At 72.0% G+C, this 20,046-nt stretch carries 14 protein-coding genes; 11 read left to right on the forward strand and 3 right to left on the reverse strand.

The features are described from left to right. Both ABII15_RS04050 and ABII15_RS04055 read right to left on the reverse strand, forming a co-directional pair. Complete coding sequence (locus ABII15_RS04050) at positions 1–1,737, reverse strand: ABC transporter substrate-binding protein (protein ID WP_353940876.1); 1,737 nt, start codon at positions 1,735–1,737, stop codon at positions 1–3. Positions 1,738–1,774: 37 nt separating this feature from the next. Beyond that, the gene (locus tag ABII15_RS04055; protein WP_353940877.1) at positions 1,775–2,827 is read right to left on the reverse strand and encodes an ABC transporter permease; all 1,053 of its coding nucleotides are present in this window, start codon (positions 2,825–2,827) and stop codon (positions 1,775–1,777) included. Positions 2,828–3,102: 275 nt separating this feature from the next. Here ABII15_RS04055 and ABII15_RS04060 point away from each other — a divergent pair, with 275 nt between their 5' ends. The 5 genes from ABII15_RS04060 (at position 3,103) to ABII15_RS04080 (ending at position 9,943) form a co-directional block, all read left to right on the forward strand. Continuing rightward, a complete protein-coding gene (locus tag ABII15_RS04060) occupies positions 3,103–4,587 on the forward strand; it encodes a chlorohydrolase family protein (protein WP_353940878.1) in 1,485 nt (494 codons plus the stop codon). After that, the gene (locus ABII15_RS04065; protein ID WP_353940879.1) at positions 4,584–5,264 is read left to right on the forward strand and encodes a GntR family transcriptional regulator; all 681 of its coding nucleotides are present in this window, start codon (positions 4,584–4,586) and stop codon (positions 5,262–5,264) included. The genes ABII15_RS04060 and ABII15_RS04065 overlap by 4 nt, the downstream gene beginning before the upstream one ends. A gap of 102 nt (positions 5,265–5,366) precedes the next feature. Continuing rightward, positions 5,367–7,421, forward strand: a complete 2,055-nt coding sequence (locus tag ABII15_RS04070) for a DUF4139 domain-containing protein (protein WP_353940880.1) — start codon at positions 5,367–5,369, stop codon at positions 7,419–7,421. 6 nt (positions 7,422–7,427) lie between these two features. Beyond that, positions 7,428–9,032 carry a mucoidy inhibitor MuiA family protein gene (locus ABII15_RS04075; RefSeq protein WP_353940881.1) on the forward strand — a complete coding sequence of 535 codons (1,605 nt, stop codon included), beginning with the start codon at positions 7,428–7,430 and terminating at the stop codon, positions 9,030–9,032. 119 nt (positions 9,033–9,151) lie between these two features. Next, positions 9,152–9,943, forward strand: coding sequence for an IclR family transcriptional regulator (locus tag ABII15_RS04080; protein WP_353940882.1), 792 nt, complete (start codon positions 9,152–9,154; stop codon positions 9,941–9,943). 78 nt (positions 9,944–10,021) lie between these two features. Here ABII15_RS04080 and ABII15_RS04085 read toward each other — a convergent pair whose 3' ends face one another. Further along, positions 10,022–12,310, reverse strand: a complete 2,289-nt coding sequence (locus ABII15_RS04085) for an FAD-dependent oxidoreductase (RefSeq protein ID WP_353940883.1) — start codon at positions 12,308–12,310, stop codon at positions 10,022–10,024. A gap of 371 nt (positions 12,311–12,681) precedes the next feature. Here ABII15_RS04085 and ABII15_RS04090 point away from each other — a divergent pair, with 371 nt between their 5' ends. The 6 genes from ABII15_RS04090 to ABII15_RS04115 all read left to right on the forward strand — a co-directional run bounded on the left by ABII15_RS04090 (position 12,682) and on the right by ABII15_RS04115 (position 20,046). After that, positions 12,682–13,611, forward strand: coding sequence for a sugar ABC transporter permease (locus tag ABII15_RS04090; protein WP_353940884.1), 930 nt, complete (start codon positions 12,682–12,684; stop codon positions 13,609–13,611). Next, complete coding sequence (locus tag ABII15_RS04095) at positions 13,608–14,546, forward strand: carbohydrate ABC transporter permease (protein WP_353940885.1); 939 nt, start codon at positions 13,608–13,610, stop codon at positions 14,544–14,546. The genes ABII15_RS04090 and ABII15_RS04095 overlap by 4 nt, the downstream gene beginning before the upstream one ends. 97 nt (positions 14,547–14,643) lie before the next feature. After that, positions 14,644–15,945 carry an extracellular solute-binding protein gene (locus tag ABII15_RS04100; protein ID WP_353940886.1) on the forward strand — a complete coding sequence of 434 codons (1,302 nt, stop codon included), beginning with the start codon at positions 14,644–14,646 and terminating at the stop codon, positions 15,943–15,945. 190 nt (positions 15,946–16,135) lie between these two features. Continuing rightward, a complete protein-coding gene (locus ABII15_RS04105; RefSeq protein WP_353940887.1) occupies positions 16,136–17,437 on the forward strand; it encodes a BNR-4 repeat-containing protein in 1,302 nt (433 codons plus the stop codon). 194 nt (positions 17,438–17,631) lie between these two features. Then, a complete protein-coding gene (locus ABII15_RS04110) occupies positions 17,632–18,477 on the forward strand; it encodes an endonuclease/exonuclease/phosphatase family protein (protein WP_353940888.1) in 846 nt (281 codons plus the stop codon). 156 nt (positions 18,478–18,633) lie between these two features. Next, positions 18,634–20,046 carry an MFS transporter gene (locus ABII15_RS04115; RefSeq protein WP_353940889.1) on the forward strand — a complete coding sequence of 471 codons (1,413 nt, stop codon included), beginning with the start codon at positions 18,634–18,636 and terminating at the stop codon, positions 20,044–20,046.

The raw sequence follows: 20,046 nt of genomic DNA on the forward strand, positions 1-20,046 counted from the left end.
TCACCCCTTCTTGGATGTGACCGAGACGGTCGACAGGTCGATGGAGCCGAAGAAGTAACCGACTTGCGCGTTGCGGATCCGGGATCCGACGACGCTGCGGGTGACGCTTCTGATCAGCGGGACGAGCGGGTAGTCCTGCATGCCGCGGTCGAAGAGCGTGGCCCACTTGCGGCCGAGCTTCTCGCTCGTGCCGTTCTCGCCGCGCAGGGCGTACATGGCGCGGGCGATCTCCGGGTCGTGGTAGCGGGGGATGTTGGAGAAGCCGAAGCTCTTGCCGTCGACGCTCGGGCCGAGGTTCGGGTCGACGGTGGTGCGCACCGAGCCGCTGTCGGCGCCGCCGCACCAGCCGCTGCGGGCGATGTCCGGCATGTTCTTCCCGGCGAGCGTCGTGTAGTAGTTCGCGGCGGGGATGGCGCGCAGTTCGAGGTCGATGCCGATCTGCTTCAGGTTCTGCTGGAGCGAGGTGCCCATGTTCTTGTAGCGGGGCGTCGCGTCGGCGTATCCGTAGACCAGCTTCTTCGGGTAGTCACGTCCCTTGAGCAGCTTCTTGGCCTCTTCCACCTTGGGCTGGCCCGCGGGGTCGAGGTCGGTGTGCTGGGTGACGTAACCGCGCTGGTCGGCGTTGATGTACGACTGCGTGAGCTTGCCGAAGCGGGCGCCGCCGTACTGGAGGTGGATGGCCTTGCGGTCGATGGCGACGGCGATGGCCTTGCGCACGACCGGGTCCTTGATGGACTCGGTGTTGAAGTCGAGGACGTCGGTGCAGCCGATGAGCCCCGACGCGGTGCGCCGCGCGACGTCCGCCGTGTCGAGCTTCGCCGCGTCGGACGCCTGGAGGCCGCCCGCGCTGTCGAGCGTGAGGGCCGTCGGGTCGGAGTCGGCGAGCAGCTGCTGGCTGATGGTCGACTGGGCGGTGGAGAGGCTGAAGGTGAAGGTGTCCGGCAGCGCGGTGCGGTTCGGGTCGGTCGCCGCGTCCCACTGCGGGTTGCGGACGAGCTGCAGGGAGCGGCCGCGGTCGTAGCGCTTGATCTTGTACGGGCCGGTGGACACCGGGTGGTTGGTGTAGTCGAGCTTGGTGTCCTTCGCCCGGGGCACGGGCGCGGTGTTGGAGCGCGAGACCAGTGCGGGGAACTCCGCGAAGGGCTGCTTCAGCTTGAAGACGACCGTACGGGCGTCGGGGGTCTCGATGCCCTTGAAGTCGCCGGCGGAGCCCTTGGCGTACGGGCCCTTGTAACCGTCGTCCGACAGGGCGGAGTTCAGTTCCTGCGGCGCCTGGGTGTAGACGTCGCGGGCGTAGGTCCGCTCGACGCCGTACTTGACGTCCTTGGCGGTGATCGGCGATCCGTCCTCGAACTTCAGCCCCTTCTTCAGGGTGTACGTCCAGGTCAGGCCGTCCTTGGAGACCTTGCCGAGGTCGGTGGCGAGGTCGGGCACGATCGTCGGGGGCTTGCCCGCCTCCTCCTTGGCCATGGTGAGGGTGCGGTAGTAGAGCTGCCCGACGTTGGCCGTCTGGACGTAGTTGCTGTTGCCCGGGTCGAGGGTCTGGAAGTCGGTGGACATCAGGACGTTGACGTTGCCGCCCCTGGTCGTGTCGCCCTCGCCGACCTTGACGGCCTCGAAGGCGTCGGCGGGGGCGTTGGACCCCGAGCCGGGCGCGGGCTTCGGGCCGCCGCAGGCGGTGAGGGTCAGCCCGGCGCTCACCGTCAGGGCGAGCGCCGCCACGGTGCGTCGATTCACTGCTGCTCCTGGGATTCGTGGCGTGCGTGGACTTCGGTCAGCCACGGGAGGACTTGGGGTCGAGGGCGTCGCGGACGGCGTCGCCGAGCAGGTTGAAGGCCAGCACCGTGAGGACGAGGGCGCCGGCGGGGACGGCGAGGAACCAGGGGTCGGTCAGGTACCAGTTGCCGGCCTGGGCGGCGTTGAGCATCTGCCCCCAGGAGGGGGTGGGGTCCTTGACGCCGACGCCGAGGAAGGACAGCGCGGCCTCGGCGGTGATGTTCGTGGGGATCATCATCGTGGCGTAGACGAGGACGACGCCCATCACGTTGGGGACGATCTGCTTGACGACGATCGAGCGGTGCGAGGCTCCGTAGGCGCGGGCCGCCTCGACGAACTCCTGCTCCCTGATGGACAGCACCTGGCCGCGGACGACGCGGGCGAGATAGGCCCAGCCGAAGAAGCCGAGAATGATCACGAGCGAGGCGATCGGCAGCAGGCTCCCCTCCCCCAGCGCGGTGTCGCCGAGCCGGGACTGGAGGATCGGCGTCAGGGACAGCACGAGCAGCAGGTGCGGGAAGGCCAGGAAGAGGTCCATGACGCGGCTGATCACCATGTCGACCTTGCCGCCGAAGTAGCCGGCGGCGGCGCCGAGCAGCGTGCCGAGGACGACGGAGACGGCGGTCGCGAGCAGCGCGATGACCAGGGAGACCTGGGCGCCGTGTGCCATGCGGGCGAAGATGTCGCGGCCCAGGCCCGGTTCGACGCCGAGCCAGTGGTCGGCGGACGGATAGCGGTAATAGGGCAGCGGCAGCCCCGGGGTGCCGTAGTCGTCGAGGACGTCCGGGCTGGTGCGCGTGGTGTACGGGTCCTGGCCCTCCAGCGCGCTGAGCAGCGGGGCCAGCGCGGCGAAGAGGATCATGAGGACCACCACGGCGAGCGCGGCGAGCACGATCTTGCTGCGCCGGATGCGCAGCCACGCGGTGCCGAGCAGGGAGCGGGCGGCGACCGCGGGCGCGGCCGAAGCGGGCCGGTCGGCGGGGGAGTTGGGCTCGCCACCGGCGTCGGCGCCGGAAGGCGGCCGGGCGGGCAGCACGGGGGAATCCGTCACGTCGCGTGATCCATTCGGCGTTCGTGGGAAGGTTGGCCGGACGGTATACCAGGAAAGCGATGGCGCGAAAGAGGTGACCGGATTTTGGTATACCGGGAGCCGCAAGAAGGGCCCTTAACTGGGCATTTCGGCAATCCGTCTCACTGATGAAGATGGACGGGCAGTCTGCCCTTCCCAGCCGGTATACCAACTCGTACGATCAGGAACCGCCGCACAGCGCCGGCATCCGCACGTACTGACGCACCCCGCACGGCCCGTGAAACACAGGAGGCACTATGCGCACCCGCTGGCGCGCCCGGCACATCCTCGCCCACCAGGACGGCGGCCACGCGCTGCTGCGCGACGGCGAAGTGGTGTGGGAGGACGACCGCGTGGTCTACGTCGGCCCGCGCTACGAGGGCGCGGTCGACGCGGAGCGCGACCTGGGCGAGTCCCTGGTGCTGCCCGGCCTCATCGACCTCGACGCGCTCACCGACGTCGACCACCTCGTCCTGGACTCCTGGGCGGGGCCGCGGGCCACGGGCCTGCAGTGGTCCCTGGACTACTTCGCCCAGCGGCGCCACGACGTGTTCACGCCGCGGGAGCGGGCGACCATCCGCACGTACGCCCTCGCCCAGCTCGCGCTGCACGGCATCACCACCTACATGCCGATCGCCTCCGAGGTGCACAGCCGCTGGGCCGAGCCGTACGAGGAACTCGTCGCGATGGCGGAGGTCTCCCGCCGGATCGGGCTGCGCGGCTATCTCGGCCCCGCCTACCGCTCGGGCGTCAACGTGGTCCTGCCGGACGGCAGCCGCGAGGTCGCCTTCGACGAGGCGGAGGGCGTCGCCGGGCTGCGTGACGCCGTCCGGTTCCTGGACCACCTCGACGCGCTGGGCGACCCGCTGCTCACCGGTGTCCTGCTGCCGTGCCGCATCGAGACCCTCACCGAGGACCTGCTCGCCGAGACGGGCCGCATCGGCCGCGAGCGCGGGGTCCTGGTCCGCCTGCACGCGCTCCAGGGCCTGGCCGAGCGCGACATCATCCAGCGGCGGCACGGCCTGACCCCGATCGAACTCCTCGACAAGCACGGCCTGTTGGCCCCGAACCTGCTCATCCCGCACACGGTGCTCCTCGACCGGCACCCGGCCGTCCACGGCGCGGACCGCGGCGACCTGGACCGGCTCGCCCGCAGCGGCATCTCGGTCGTGCACTGCCCGCAGACCTCGCTGCGCTACGGCGAGATGCTGCACTCCTTCCGCGCCTACCGCGAGGCGGGCGTGAACCTGAGCCTGGGCACCGACTCGTTCCCGCCGGACCTGATCCGCGGGATGGACGTCGGCGTGCACCTGGCGAAGATCGCCGACGGCCGCTCGGACGCGGCGCCCGCCGAGCACTACGTGGAGGCGGCCACCCTGGGCGGCGCCCGCGCCCTCGGCCGCGACGACCTGGGCCGGATCGCGCCCGGCGCCCAGGCGGACCTGGTCGCCTTCTCCCTGGACGACATCCGCGACGGCGTGCTCGACGACCCGGTGCGCACCTTCCTGCTCAACGGGACCGCGCGGCAGGCGACGGACTCCGTGGTCGCGGGCCGCCCGGTACTGGTCGACGGCGGCCTGCCCGGCCTCGACCTGGACGCGCTCCGGCAGGACGCGCAGGTCCTGTTCGAGCGGATGCGCGCGGCCTACAGCGAGCGGGACACCGAGCGCCGGGACACCGCGGCGCTCTTCCCGCCGACGTTTCCCGCGTTCCGCGAGGCCGGGCCGAAGGCGGGCGCGTGACGCTCGCCGAGGTGTCCGAACCGCCCGGCGCCTCCCACGTGGAGCGCACCGAGGAGCTGATCCGGGCCGGCATCCACGCGGGCACGTACCGGCCCGGCACCCGGCTGCGCGAACGTGAACTCGCCGAAGCCCTGGGGGTTTCGCGCGTCCCGGTGCGCGAGGCCCTGATGCGGCTCGCGGGCGACGGGCTCGTCGTCCTGGAGCCGCGCCGGGGCGCGCGGGTGCGCCGGCTCACCCTGCGCGACGTCGACGAACTCTTCGATCTCCGGCTGAGCCTGGAGGTGTTCGCGGCGCGCCGGGCGGCCGAGATCGTCGAGCGCGGCGGCGACCACGCCGGGCTGCGCGCGGTGATGAGCGCGGCCGAGGCGGCGACCGGGCGCGGCGACGCGGCGGCCATCGCGGCCGCGAACACGGCCTTCCACGCCGAGCTGATCACCATGACGGGCAACCGCCTGCTCCAGTCGTCGTTCCAGCCCTCGCGCGGCCTGATGCACTGGCTGTTCCGCATCACCGCGACCGAGCGCGGGGCCGAGCAGCACTGTGCGGAGCACCGGCAGATCTGCGACGCGATCGGGGCGGGACGGCCGCGCCTCGCCGAGGCGCTCACCTTCGCGCACATCGACGTGCGGCGGGCGCCCGTGATGACGGCGCTGGCCGCGGTGCTGCCCCCGGAGTGAACGCCCCGCACGTCCGCAATCCCGTGTCCGGCCCGCTGACCACGGGCTACTCTTCGACCGGAGTCGCCGCCCGGCACGGTGGCGCACGGGAGGGGACACGCGATGACGGACGCGGCGGCACAGCCCTGCGCGCCTTGGGAATCGGAGCTCACATCGGTCGTGGTGCACGCGCGCGGCGCGGTGTGCCGGCGGCTCGCCCGGGGCGTCGTGCCGGCCGACGGCCGGGTACGGGTACGGGGTCTGCCGCGCGTCCTCGACCCGCTCTCGCTGCGCGCGCAGGTCGTGGCCGGGCGCGGGCTGGCGGTCACCGGGGCCCGGCTCGCCGTCGAGGCCGAGCCCCGTACCGCCGACGCGCCCCGTGACCTGGTCCGCGAGACCGAGCGGCTGACCGACGAGCTGCACCGCGCCGAGGCCCGCCGGGACCGGCAGCTGCGCCGGATCGAAGAGGTCACGGCGCTGCGCCCGGTCCCGCCGCCGCGCCGCCGCGAGGACCCGCACCGGCGCACCCCCGTCGACGCGTGGCTGCGGCTCGCCGGGTTCGTCGACGAACGCCTGACCGTCCTGCACACCGAACTCGCCGTCCTGGAAGAACGGTTGCTCCAGGCGGATCACGAACTCGCCGTCGCCCGTGACCGGTTGGCGCGTTCCTCCACCGACGCTCCGGCGACTCCCGTGCACACCACGGTCGCCGCGGACCTCAGTCTGCGGGAGACCGGGACCGGTGAGAGGGCCGACGGCGCCGACCCCGTGGAGATCGAGATCGAGTACCGGGTGCCGGGTGCGGTCTGGGTGCCCTCCTACCGGTTGACGCGGCGTCAGGACGAGGCCGGTGGCCGGCTCGTGCTGCGGGCCTCGGTCGCGCAGCGCACCGGCGAGGACTGGACCGGCGTCCGCCTCGGCCTGTCCACCGCCGATCTGCACCGGCCGACCGGGGTGCCGGTGCTGCGGTCGCTGCGGATCGGCCGCCGTCAGCCCGCCCCGGCGCCCTCCGGCTGGCGGGAGCCGCCGGCCGGGCTCGCGGGGCTGTTCGCCGGGTACGACGCGGCGGGGCCGCGCCCCGCCGGCCGACCGGAGGCCGGGTGGGTCGGGGGCGGCGCCGGGGCGGCGGAGGCGCCGGTGTACGCGGGCGCCGCGCCCGTGGCGGCCGGGCCCGCCCGCTCCCGCGCGGCCGGCCCGCCGAAGGCGCCCGGCGCCCTGCCGCCGCCGGCCGCGGCTCCCCCGGGCGTCGCTCCCCCGGCGCCCGCGGCTCCCGGCGGCGCGATGCCCGCTCCGCTCAGCGCGATGCCCGTTCCGCCGCCACCGCCTCCGCCGCCCGGGCCGCCCCGGCCGGACGCCGCCGAACTCGACTACGCCGACCTGGTCCTCGCCGGTCCCGACGCGCCGAGCGGCGCCCGCGGGCTCCTCGCGCCGGGGACCCCGGCGGACCCGGTGGCCGCCGAGTACCGGCGCCGTGCGGAGTCGGTGGGCGCGCTGCCGCTTCCCGCGTGCGCGGTGCGGCCGCGCGAGTCGGCCGGTTCCTTCGACCACCGCTACGACGCCGAGGGCCCCGCCGACATCCCCTCGGACGGCACCTGGCACACCGTCACCGTCGCGGAACTCCCGGTCGGGCTGCGCACCGAGTATCTGTGCGTGCCGTCCGTCGAGGAGACGGTGTACGCCACGCTGGTGCTCGCCAACGCCACCGACCGGGCGCTGCTCGCCGGGCCCGTGGACGTCACGGCCGACGGTGAGCCGCTGCCGACGGCCGCGCTGCCCACCGTCGCCCCGGGCGGCACCGGCCGGATCGGGCTCGGGCCCGCCGAGGCGGTCCGGGTGAGCCGGCGCACCGAGCTGCGCGAGTCCACGGCCGGGCTGCGGTCCACGACCACCGTCCTCGACCACCGGATCCACGTGGAGCTGGCCAACCGGCTGTCCCGCCCGGTCGCCGTGGAGGTCCGCGAGCGCGTGCCCGTCACCTCGCAGGCCGATGTGCGGGTCGAGGAGCGGGCCGACTGGACGGCTCCCGAGGACGACCGCGCCGCGGCCGAGCGGCATGTCCCCGGCACCCGGCTGTGGCGGGTGGACGTGCCCGCGGGCGGCACCGCCGTGCTCGACGGCGGCTACGAGATCCGGATTCCGGCCGCCAAGGCCCTCACCGGCGGCAACCGGAGGAGCTGACCCGTCATGAACGCATCCACCGCACCTTCCTCTCCCGAGTCCGCCCCGCCCCCGGCACCGGAGGCGGTCCCGCTGCCGGTCACCGCGGTGACCTGCCTGGAGGACCGCGCGCACGTCGAGCGCACCGCCGCACTCCAACTGGAGGCCGGTGTACGGCGGTTGCGGCTCGGCCCGGTCGCCGCGACGGCCGTCGACCGCAGTCTGCACGCCGAACTCACCGCCGGCCCCGACGGCGCCACGGTCCTCGACGTCCGCCTGGTACGGGCCTGGACGCCCCGCAGCCCCGAACCGCCCACCGCCGACGACTCACCGCTGCGCCGCCGTCGGCACGCCCTGGACGAGGAGCAGCGCACCCTGGAGCAGCGCCGCGACCGGCTCGGGGCCCGCCTCGACCTGCTGAGCAGGCTCGCCGCCGATCTGCTGCGGGAGATCGGCGAGGGCGCGGGGTTCGGCGAGGCCGAACCGGAGCGCTGGGCGGCCGAGTTGGACCGGGTCGATACCGAGCGCGCGACGTACGAGGACGAACTCGCCGCTGTCGAGACCCAGCTGAGTGCGGTGCGCGCCGAACTGGCCTACGTACTGGACACATTGGCCGTCGCGGAGGAGGAGCCGCCCGAGCTGACCGCTCACGTCGAACTGACGGTGCGCTCTGCGGCGGCGGGCCCGGCCGAACTGCGCCTGACCCACCTCACGCCGTGCGCCCTGTGGCGCCCCGCCTACCGGGCGACGTCGTCCGGCGGAGAGCTGACGCTGCACACCGACGCGATGGTCTGGCAGCGCACCGGCGAGGACTGGACCGATGTGCGCCTGACGCTGTCGACGGCCCGCTCGACCCTCGCCGCCGGCCCGCCGCGGCTCGTCGAGGACCGGCTCACCCTGCGCGACCGGTCCGCCGCCGAGCGCCGGTCGGTGGAGATCGAGCTGCGCGAGGAGGAGATCAGCGACGTCGGCCCGGCGCGGGTGCCCGGTCCGCCGGGCGTGGACGACGGCGGGGAGGTACGCGTCCTGCGCGCCCCCGCCCCCGTCTCGGTACCCGGCGACGGGCGCGCCCACCGCGTGCCGCTGACCAGCGCCGCGTCGCCCGCGCACAGCGAGTACGTCTGCGCCCCGGAACTCTCCCCGCTGGTCACCGAGGTCGTGCGGTTCACCAACACCGGCGGCCACCCGCTGCTCGCCGGTCCCGTGGAGCTGATCCGCGACAGCGGTTTCACCGGCCGCGCCACCCTGGACTTCACCGCGCCCGGCGCGGCGCAGGAGCTGGCGTTCGGCAGCGCGGACACCTACCGGGTGACGAGAGAGGCCGAGGAGTCCCGGAACACCGCGGGCCTGTCCCAGCGCACCGTCGTCACCCGTACGGTGCGGCTGCACCTGTCGCGGTTCTCCGCGCCCGGCGAGACCGGCGACCGGGTGATCGCGGTGCGCGAGCGGATACCGGTGTCCGAGGTGTCGGACGTCGAGGTCCGCCTCCGCAAGGACTCCTGCTCACCCGCCCCGGACACCCTCGACGCCGAGGGCATCGCCCGCTGGGACATCACCCTTCCGCCGAGCGGCCGGCGCACGGTCACGCTGGTGTACGAGGTGTCGGCGAGCGCGAAGGTGAACGGCCTGTGAGCCGGGCGCGCACACCGTCCTCAGCATGCAGGCTTTGAGCTGGAAGAACCGCCGCCGGACCAGGCTTACGCGATATGCTGATGCAGATAGTGCAAGCCATTTGCAAAATGAGGAGGGTCATGGCTACTCGGGCGACCGACGCCGGGACGAACCAGAGCGTCGAACGAGCGGTCTCGGTGTTGCGCGCACTGGACTCGGGCCGTGCCGAGCTGCGCGTGTCCGATGTCGCCGAACTGACCGGCCTCGGCTCCTCCACCACGTCCCGGCTGCTGTCCACCCTCGAACGCCTGGACATGGTCGAGCGCGACCCGGTCAGCAATCTGTACCGCCTCAGCCTGGGCACCCTGCCGCTCGCGACCACCGCGGCGAACCGCCATCCCGTGCACCGCGCGGCCCGTATGGTCCTCCAGGACCTCGCCGCCCGCACCGGCCTCGGGGCCAATGTGGCCGTCCGCCGCGGGACCGAGCTGATGTTCCTGTGCAACTTCGAGGGCACCCGCGCCCCCAAGTCGTACACCCAGGCCGGGCACACCGCGCCGCTGCACGCCACCAGCATCGGCAAGTGCCTGCTCACCGGTCTCACGCCCAAGGAGCGCCGCAGGCTGCTGCCGGAGCCGCTCGCCGCGCACACCGACTACACGACGACCAGCCACGATCTGCTGGACACCGAGATCGACTCCGTGCGCCGCTCCGGCTACGCGACCGAGGCCGAGGAGCGCGCTCTGGGCCGGGCCTCGCTGGCCGCTCCGGTCCGCGACGCGTCGGGCGACGTCGTCGCCGCCATCTCGCTGTGGGGCCCCACCTCGGTGCTCGGCGACCACGGCACCGAGGCCGACGGGCAGCGGCAGACCCTGACCCGTGAGGTCATCGAGGCCGCCGACGCCATCAGCCAGGCGCTCGGAGCGCTCTGAAGCCCGTAGGAACGCGCCCACGTCGAAGGGGGCCCGGTTCCGGTCGATCGACCGGAACCGGGCCCCCTTCGGTGATTCCTAGGCGCCGTACGCCTTGAACGCGATCACGTGGGCGCGCCGCGCCCCGTGCGTCGCGTCGACCACGAGCCGCAGCGCGTCGGTGCGCACGGGTCCGCCGTCGGCGGCGGTGAGCGGGTGCACGCGGTGGCGGCGGCGGTTGCCGGTGACCGTCAGCAGGGTGTGCCAGGTGCCGTCGGCGGCGCGGCTCTGGAGGCGGTAGTCGCGGACCAGTTCGGGCATCACCTCGAACGGGGTGCGGTGCCGGTGGAGGTTGTTGAGGTATTCGTCGACGTCGTCGTCGAAGACCACCCGCGCCTCGGTGAGCCGCTGCTCGTGGTCCCATTCGAGGCGCAGCCAGTCCGCGTCGGCCGACGGCTCGGAGACCCACATCTGCGGGCCGCCGTAGGCGCGCTGGAACCCTCCGACGGCTCGCTCCGGGCGGAACGCGGCCGTCTCCGGGCTCGCCCGGAACGCGAAGGTCCTGCGGCGCAGCCCGCGGGCCTGCCACTCCAGGACCAACTGGCCGTCCTCCTCCGGGATGTCGTGGTCGACGGCGGCGTCGCCCTCGACGCGGCTGCGCAGCGCGAGCACCCCGTCGGTGCGCTCGGGCACGAGGACGAGCGCCGTGTCCGGCTCGGCCCGCACGATGACGACGACGTTCTCGGGCGTCTGCGGGCGGTGGTCGAAGCGGGCCGTGACCCAGTGCGGGCCGTCGGCCGGCACGGTGACGGTGGTCGTCCGCAGCCGGTCGACGGGGACGGCGTTCTCGGGGCGGCCGGTGCCCCACAGCTCCACGGTCAGCTCGCGCTCGGCGCCGTCGGCGGCGCCGTGGACGAGCAGGTCGACGGTGTCCAGGGCCGGGTCGGCGGGCAGCAGCAGCGCCAGGTCGCGGGTGAGCGGGTACGGCTCGCCGGGCGCTTCGACGGTGGGCTCCGCGGCCAGCCGGGCGAGGTGGCCGGCGGCGCTGACGCGGGCGGTGCGGGCCAGGTTGTCGGGGTCGTCGTCGGCGAGACCGATGACGGAGGCGTCCTGGCGCAGCAGTGCGCGGCGGACCAGCTCCGGGCGCTTGGTGGCCAGGTCGCGCGGGCTCAGGCTCTCGGCGACGCACAGGGCGGCGGCGGTGCCGGCCGCCTCGCCGATCGTGGCGCAGGTGGCCATGACCCGGGTGGCGCCGAAGGCGATGTGGGTGGCGGAGATGTTCCGCCCGGCGAACAGCAGGTTCGTGACGTTCGCCGAGTACAGGGAGCGCAGCGGGATGTGGAAGACGCCGTCCGCGTAGCGCTGGCGGGCGCCGGGCTCGTCGGCGTACATGCCCTGGACGGGGTGGAGGTCGACGGACCAGCCGCCGAAGGCGATCCGGTCGGCGAACTGCCGCTGTTCGAGGATGTCCTGCTGGGTGAGGACGTAGTCGCCGAGGAAGCGGCGGTACTCGCGCTTGCCGGGCAGGGAGCCGACCCACTCCAGGGTGAGGTTCGCGGCGTCGGGGAACTCTCCCGAGTTCTTGATGTGGTCCCAGATGCCCATGATGACGGCCTGGAGCTCGTCCCGGATCCGCTCGTTGTCGTGGACGGTGTCCAGCTCGCCGCCCCACTCGATCCACCAGTAGTCGCAGCCGTTGTCCCCGGTGCGCAGGACGCGGTTGCGCAGGATGGGCGTGGTGGTCAGGTCCCGGGCGTAGGCAGGCGGCACGAACTTCACGGGGTGGCCCATGTCCTTCGTGTGGAACAGGATCGTCGAGCCGAGCAGCGCCTCGTCGCCCTCCTCGGGGGCCCACGGCTCGTCGAACTCCGCGCGGGCCTCGCGGCCGATGCGGTAGCGGGCACCGGCGAGGTGGCCGAGCAGTCCGTCGCCGGTGCAGTCGAGGAACTGCTGGGCGTGGAAGGTGATGCGGCGTTCGGAGCCCATCATCCAGCCGGTGCAGGAGTGCACCTCGCGTGCGTCGTCCGGGCCGCTCGCGTCGACCTCGCGCACGTCGGTGTTGAGGTACAGGTCGATGTTGGGCTCGGCGAGGACGGCGTCGAGCACCACCTGGTCCCAGTAGTACGGGTTGCCCTCGGGGTTGCGGAACTGGTTCTCGGTGTACAGCTCGCCCATGATGCCGGTCTCGCGCGCCCACCGGTGCACGCCGTGTGCGGTGGCGCCGCAGACCCAGACGCGGACCTCGCTGCTGGCGTTGCCGCCGAGCACCGGGCGGTTGTTGACCAGCGCGACGCGTCGGCCGAGCCGGGCCGCGGCGATGGCCGCGCAGGTCCCCGCCAAGCCGCCGCCGATGACGGCGATGTCGTAATGGACCTCTTCTTCCCGCACGGAGCGGCCTCCCTGGTGTGACGGTGCGCCGATGTGACGCGATGTGAAGCGCAGACACTCCCCGCCGGAGCGGGGGCGGCCTCGAACGTACATCACATGCATATTGTGCAACCACTGTTCAGCCAGTGGGATTCGTTGTAAGTTTCCGACGCAGCCGCGGACACGGCTGGCACGAGCCGCTTTTGTAAGTTCATGGCAGGTGGGGCGAGTTCGCCGGTCCTGCACAGAACCGGCGATTCACCGACCAAAAGGGTTGACGCCGTCGCACCATATGGAGAACGATCCCGCATGCTGCAACTTGCGTTCAATGGAGCATGGATGGCGTTCACACAGGGCCCCGGCGCTCCCGCCCCGTTCGAGAGGACACACCCATGAGTACGGCCGCACCTCCCCGGAAGGTCGCTCCACCCCGCGAGCGGACCGGCGGACGGCTCTCCAACGGCGCGTTCGCCCTCCTGCTCACCGCACCGGGACTCGCCCTCTTCGCGGCGATCATCATCTACCCGCTGATATCGGCCCTTTTCACCGGTTTCTTCAAGCAGGACCTGCGGCTGCCGGGCCGTGAGTTCGTCGGCCTGGAGAACTTCACGTACTGGCTGGACGGCGACTTCCTCACCATCCTCAAGCAGACGCTGATCTTCACCGTCGGCGCGACGATCGTCCCCTTCGTGATCGGCTTCGCCCTCGCCCTCGCCCTCAACACGGGCCTCAAGGGCAGCGGCTTCATGCGCGGGCTGTTCCTCTTCCCCTGGGTGATCCCGGGCGTCGTGGTCTCCTTCCTCTGGATGTGGATCTTCAACGCCAACTACGGCGTCCTGAACGGCGTCCTCATGAAGGCCGGCCTCATCGAGGACTCGGTCTCCTGGCTGGGCCAGCCCGGCACCGCCATGCTCGCCGTGATCATCACCAAGACCTGGGCGAGCTTCCCCTGGATGATGGTGATGCTGCTCGCCGGTCTGCAGACCGTGCCCAAGGAGCTGCACGAGGCGGCCTCGATGGACGGCGCCGGCTCGATCCGCCGCTTCTTCAACGTCACCTGGCCGCAGGTGCGCGGGGTGGCCTCGATCGTGCTGCTCCTGGAGTTCATCTGGAACTTCCAGCACTTCGACACCATCTACGTGCTCACGGGCGGCGGCCCCGCCGGGTCCACCGAGACCTTCGCGACCGCCGTGTACCAGACCGCCTTCAAGGGCTTCGACATCGGCCGCGCGACCGCGCTGGGCGGGCTGTGGATGCTGCTCCTGCTCGTGCTCGTCGTCGTCTACCTCAGGATCACCGAGCGGAAGGGCGACGCCCGATGACCACCACGACCCCCATGACCTCCTCCCAGCTGACCGGCACCGACCAGCTGTCCGGCGCGGCGCGCACGCCCTCCGCCACCACGGGGCAGACCTCGCGCCGCCGGATCCGCAAGGACGTGCTGCGCTCGCGGATCGCCGCCTGGACCGCGGTCGTCGTCATCGGCTGCTTCGGCCTGCTGCCGGTGTACTGGCTGCTCGCCACCGCGCTCAGCACCCCCGAGTCGACGTTCCAGTTCCCGCCGAAGCTGATCCCGACCGATCTGACGCTGAGCAACTTCACCGCCCTCGCCGAGAACGACCAGTTGATCAAGTACCTGGTCAACTCCATGATCGTCGCCACCATCACGGCCGTCCTGAGCGTGGTCGTCGCCACGTACATGGGCTACTCGTTCTCGAAGTTCCGCTACCGCGGCCGCCGCTCGCTGATGCACATGGTGCTGGCCTCGCAGATGTTCCCGCAGGCGCTCCTGCTGGTGACGCTGTACGCCGTCTTCTCCAGCTTCGGCCTGCTCAACACGTACACCGCGCTGGTGCTGTCGTTCACGACGTTCACGATGCCGCTGTGCGTGTGGATGCTGAAGGGCATCTTCGACACCATCCCGGACGCCCTGCTCGAAGCGGCCTCCATCGACGGCGCCTCGCGCTGGCGCACCCTGCACTCCATCGTGGCGCCGCTGGCCGCGCCCGGCATGATCGCCGCGGGCCTGTTCGCCTTCGTCCGCGGCTGGAACGACTTCATCTTCGCGGTGACCCTCGCCGACAAGGAGAAGCAGACGCTGCCGCCCGGCCTGGTCTCCACCTACATCGGCGAGTTCCAGACGGCGTGGCCCGAGCTGATGGCCGCCTCCCTGGTCGTGTCCGTCCCGGTGGTCGTCGCCTTCATGTTCCTCCAGCGCTACCTGGTCGGCGGCATGACCGCGGGCTCGGTCAAGTAACCGCCCGCGGCCTCCCGAACCTCAGCTGAACCCGCGCGGGCCCTGCCCGCACGCGCCCCCACACTTCCCTTCCGTTCCACTCCCCCATGGAGACACCATGACCACCAATGGCATCAGCCGGCGCGGCGCCCTGCGCATGTTCGGCATCGGAGCGCTCGGTGTGGCCGGCGCGGGCGTGCTCGGCGCCTGCGCGCCGTCCGGCGCCAGCACCTCCACCAACGGCGGCGACACGAAGTCGAAGAACTTCGACTTCACCTCCTGGTCGCTCAACGAGGAAGCCGCCAAGCCGTCGATCGAGAAGATCATCAAGGCGTGGGAGACGGAGCAGAAGTCGAAGATCCGCGCGGTCTCGTACCCGTACAACGAGTATCTGAGCCAGCTCACCCTGAAGCTCGGCGGCGGGGAGACCACCGGCGCGGTGCACCTGGACATCGCCTGGCTCGCCGCGGTGGCGCAGATGGGCAAGCTCGCGGACCTCGGCTCGGTCGCGGGCAAGGGCGGCTACACCGATGTGGCGCTGAACAGCGGCAAGTACGACGGCAAGCAGTACGGCCTGCCGTGGAACACCGGCTCGATCGGTCTGATAGCCAACAGCAAGCTGCTGAAGAAGGCGGGCATCGACAAGCAGCCCACCACCGTCGAGGAGTTCGAGGACGCGCTGCGCGAGCTGAAGGGCCTGGGCGGCGGGGTCGTGCCCTACGCGGCGGCGACCAAGGTCGCGCAGCTCAAGGACATCTTCCCGTGGATGCAGACCTTCGGCTGCAAGCTCCTCGACGGGGAGAAGGTGACCATCGGTGACGACGCCTCGATCGACGCGGTGACCTGGTACAAGAAGCTGCACGACGCGAAGCTGATCGCCGCCGACGTGGACCGCTTCGACGCGCGCGCCCTGTTCAGCCAGGGCAAGGCGGCCTTCTACGACGACGCGATCATCGGCAAGGGGGTCACCTCCGCCCAGTCGAAGGACAAGACGCTCGCCGACGCGATGCAGCCGGTGCCGCGCCCGGTCCTGAAGGCCGGCGACACCCCGCAGGCGCTGCTGTGGGGCGGCGTGATCGCGATCGTCAAGGGCAAGGGCCAGGACGCGGCGACGGACTTCGCGCTGCACGCCACCACCGACCCCGAGACGATCGCCCAGTACTTCGTCGAGCGCGCCCTGCCGCCGTCGACCACGGCGGGCCTGGCCGACCCGAAGGTCGCCAAGGACACGTTCACCACCGAGTGGACCGAGAAGATCACCAAGACGGCGACGGGCAGCCCGTTCTGGCAGTTCGCGCAGAACGCCCAGATCGAGGAGGCCGTGGCCAAGCAGGTCCAGGCCGTCCTCGTCGGCAAGTCGAAGCCGAAGGACGCGATGAAGCAGGCCGGCGAGGAGGTCTCCGACCTCATCAAGCGCTGACCTCGTCAGGCGCTGCCCTCATCCGGCGCCGACCCCGTCACGCGCTGACCCGGCACGCGCCAGGGCCCGGTGAACGTCGCACGGCCGTCACCGGGCCCTTCGCTGTCCGCAGGGCCTCGTACACCCCCTCCGACCAGGCCTCCGGGCCACTCCTGTTCGGCACCTCACCGCACCCGCGAAGGAGTTCACCATGAGACGACCCACGGTCCGCACGTACGCGGCCGCCACGGCCGCCGTCGCCGCCCTGCTGATGCCCGTATCGGCCGCGAGCGCCGACAGCGCGGCGACTACGACGGCGGCGACGGTCGAGAAGGTCCCGTACGCGATGGACTCGTCGAACCAGGCCGCCTGGTGGACCCCGGCCGCCACGTACAAGGGCCGCGGCCAGTACACGTACTTCGCGTTCAACGAGCCCGGCACGACCGCCGCGACGCACCGGCCCGCGATCGCCCGCCGCGATCCGGACGGGGTGTGGAGCAGGCTGCCGCTGCTGAACAGCGACGGGCAGCAGGCCGAGTTCGCCGACGACAACGGCCACAACCAGCCGTCCGTGGCGCGCGACGGCAGCGGACGGCTGCACGTCTTCACGTCCATGCACTGCGACACCTGGCGCTACTACCGCACCACGGCGCCCGGCACGGACGTCACCGCCCACGCGAGCGAGCTGCCCGACCAGGGCCAGGGCATCACCTACCCGGTGCTGACCACGGCACCCAACGGCGACCTCTATCTGGCGGCCCGCGTCGGCTGCGGCAGCTCCCAGCGCGACGGCAAGCTCTACCGGTGGAACAACGCCGCGAGCACCTGGAGCGTGGTGGCCACCTTCGGCGCGGCGCTCAACCGGTCCGTCTACCCCGACGACCTCACCGTGGACGCCTCCGGACGCGTGCACCTGCTGTACGAGTGGGCCAAGGCGCCGGCGTCGGCCTGGCGCCACCAGCTCTCCTACCTGCGCTACGACCCGACGACCGGCCAGTTCGCCGACCACGACGGCGCCGCGGTCACCCTCCCCACCACGCCCGACACCTCGGACGTCATCCAGGGGCTGACCACGGGCGAGGAGTGGAGCATCGACAACGCCGGGTACACCGGCGCGAGCGTGCAGAGCGCGAAGCTGACCCTCGACGGTGACACCCCCAAGGTGGCGTACCGCTACCGGTCGGCCGACAGCGGCGGCAACTTCAACGTGTTCTACGCCTACCCGAGCGGCACCGGCTGGCTCCGCAAGACGGTGTACGCGGGCGGGCAGACCACCGCCGCGGTCGGCATCACCTGGGACGAGACGGACGGCAAGCGGATCTACTACGTGAAGTCGTCCGGCACCGACCGGGTGTTCGCCGCGACGCAGGCGGCGGACGCCTCCTGGACGGCGGAGTCCGTCGCGCCCGGGGTGAGCGCGGACCGGCTGGCGGTGCGGCGCGACTCGGACGGGAACGACGTGCTGTACCTTCCGGACACAGCACACAATTCCCTCTACTACGGGGTGCGTTAGCCGCCCCCGTCCTCCGCGGGCCCGGCGGGGCGGCGACCGACGAGTCCCGCCCCGCCGGGCCGTCTTCGTCTGCGGGAACCCGACGGCCGACTCGCTGCGACACCTGGCCTCCCTCGCCGAGGGCTGAGGCGCACCGGCTCGACCGGGGCTCGCCTTCTGTGATGGCATGAGCGTCCACGTCCGAGGAGGCGGCGGTGCTCGGCAGGAACACGCGGTGGGTCGCAGGCGCCCTGGCCCTGGTCTGTCTGTTGCTGATCGGTCCCGGCGCGCCGCGCGACGACCTCCCCGTCGCGGCGCCGCTGCCCGCGGGCGCGGCCACGGAGATCGTGCCGAACCGGGTCATGACCTGGAACATCTGCAACCCCTGCCGCGGCGCGGGGCGGAACCTCGGCCGCGCCGCCGACATCGCCACGTACGCGCCGCAGGTCGTCGGCCTGCAAGAGGCGTGCGTCCGGGACGTCGAGCAGATCAAGAACGACCTGGAGCACGTCTACGGGCTCGTCTACCACGTCACGTACGGCTCGGTGCTGCGGAACTGGAGCCGCTGCGGCGGGCTGCCCTGGCGCGCCGGCGGCTACGGGCAGGCGATCCTGTCCGCGGCGCCGGCGACGGACGGCGTGACCGTGGAGTATCCGGACGGCGGCTCCGAGGATCGCGGTTTCCTGGCGGTCACCACCGAGGTGGCAGGCCGCCCGGTCCGTGTCTTCAACACTCATCTCGCCGAACGGCGTCAGGAGGCGGTGCGCGCGCGTCAGGTGCCCGTGCTCGCCAAGGAGGTCGCCCGCCACGACCGGGCGATCGTGCTCGGCGACTTCAACGCCGTGCCGGACTCGCCCGAGCTCCGCCCGATGTGGCCGCTGGCGACGGACGCGGATCCCCGGTGCGGCCCCTCGGCGGGCGGTGTCTGCGAGCCGACGACCGACTGGCAGAGCAGGTTCGACTACGTGTTTCTGCGCGGCATCGAGCCCCGGGCGCACCGGGTACGGCCGAGCGAGCACTCGGACCACCACATGTACTACGCGGATCTGGCCCCGCTCTGATCGCACGTGTGACCGCCATACGGACAGGCGGACGGCAGCATTCCGTTTGGTGCATACGATTCCACGAACCGTTCCGCACCACCCCGGAAGGCGCTCGTGAGCTCCACCCCTCCCCCACACGCCCCGTCCGTCGCAGCACCCACAGGCCCCTCCTCGGTGGCGATCCGCTCCGCCGCCGACGTCTCCGACCTGGTCAACTCGGGTACGGCCCGTGGCCGGCACGCCAAGATGATCGTGGTCATCGCGCTCGGCGGCATCTTCCTCGACGCGTACGACCTGAGTTCGCTCGCGTACGGTTTGCCCGACATCACCCGGCAGTTCGGGCTCAGCTCGGCGATGGCCGGTACGGTCACCGCCTCGATCAGTGTCGGTTCGCTGCTCGGCGCGCTGCTCGGCGGCTGGCTGGTCGACCGAATAGGCCGCTACCGCGTCTTCATGGCCAACATGGTCTTCTTCGTCGTCACCGCGCTGGTGTGCGCGGTCGCGCAGGACGTGTGGACGCTGATCGCGGCGCGGTTCGTCATGGGCATCGGCGTCGGCATGGACATCCCGGTCGCGATCGCCTTCCTCGCCGAGTTCTCCCGGCTGCGCGGCAAGGGCAGCAAGGGCTCGCGCACGGCGGCCTGGTCGCCCGCCTGGTACACCGCGACCAGCGGCTGCTACCTGGTGATCATGTTCCTGTACTTCGTGCTGCCGCAGGCCCATCTGGGCTGGCTGTGGCGGTTCACCGTCGGTTTCGGCGCGGTACCCGCGCTGATCGTGATGCTGCTGCGCCGCCGCTACATGAACGAGTCGCCGACCTGGGCCGCCGAGCAGGGCGACCTGGAGTCGGCCGCGCGCATCCTGCGGGAGTCGTACGGGGTGGACGCACGCGTCGCCGACGACGTCCCGGCGCGGGCGCCCCGCCCGCCGCGGCCCGGGCTCGCCGCGTACGCGCGCCTGTTCACGGGCCCGTACCGCGCCCGCACCGTCCAGTCGGTGGCGGTCGGGCTCGCGGAGACCTTCGGCTACAACGCGGTCGCCTTCGGCCTGCCGATCATCATCGCCACGCTGATGACGCAGGGGCCGCTGACCACGATCGCCTCCTCGTTCACCCTGAACCTGGTCTTCGCCCTGACCGGCGGTCTGCTCGGCATCCGCTGGGCGTCGACGCGCGGCGCGTGGCCGATGATGACGCTGGGCTTCGCGATCCAGTTCGTCGCCATCACCGTGCTCGCCGTGATAGGGCAGCCGTCCGGCACGGCCGTCGTCACGGCGGGCATCCTCATGCTCGGGACCTTCATGTTCGCCCAGGGCTTCGGGCCCGGCGCGCACATCATGAGTTACGCCTCGCTGGGTTTCCCGACCTCGATGCGCGGCGTCAGCATCGGCTTCAACCAGGCGGTGCTGCGGCTCGGTTCGACGCTGACGCTGTTCTTCTTCCCGATCCTCAGCACCGGGCTCGGGACGCACGTGTACTGGGTGATCCTCGGTGCGCCCGTCCTCGGTCTGGTGGCGCTGCTGGTCAAGCGGTGGGAGCCGGTGGGCTTCGACGCGGACGCCGAGGAGCGGGCGCTGGCCCGCGGCTGA

The organism is Streptomyces sp. HUAS MG91 (assembly GCF_040529335.1).
In the GTDB taxonomy this organism is placed as follows: Bacteria; Actinomycetota; Actinomycetes; order Streptomycetales; family Streptomycetaceae; genus Streptomyces; species Streptomyces tabacisoli.

Coding starts and splice junctions, on each gene's coding strand:
- ABII15_RS04105 (WP_353940887.1), top strand. CDS start 16,136: ATGAGACGACCCACGGTCCGCACGTACGCGGCCGCCACGGCCGCCGTC.
- ABII15_RS04060 (WP_353940878.1), top strand. CDS start 3,103: ATGCGCACCCGCTGGCGCGCCCGGCACATCCTCGCCCACCAGGACGGC.
- ABII15_RS04090 (WP_353940884.1), top strand. CDS start 12,682: ATGAGTACGGCCGCACCTCCCCGGAAGGTCGCTCCACCCCGCGAGCGG.
- ABII15_RS04095 (WP_353940885.1), top strand. CDS start 13,608: ATGACCACCACGACCCCCATGACCTCCTCCCAGCTGACCGGCACCGAC.
- ABII15_RS04100 (WP_353940886.1), top strand. CDS start 14,644: ATGACCACCAATGGCATCAGCCGGCGCGGCGCCCTGCGCATGTTCGGC.
- ABII15_RS04080 (WP_353940882.1), top strand. CDS start 9,152: ATGGCTACTCGGGCGACCGACGCCGGGACGAACCAGAGCGTCGAACGA.
- ABII15_RS04070 (WP_353940880.1), top strand. CDS start 5,367: ATGACGGACGCGGCGGCACAGCCCTGCGCGCCTTGGGAATCGGAGCTC.
- ABII15_RS04075 (WP_353940881.1), top strand. CDS start 7,428: ATGAACGCATCCACCGCACCTTCCTCTCCCGAGTCCGCCCCGCCCCCG.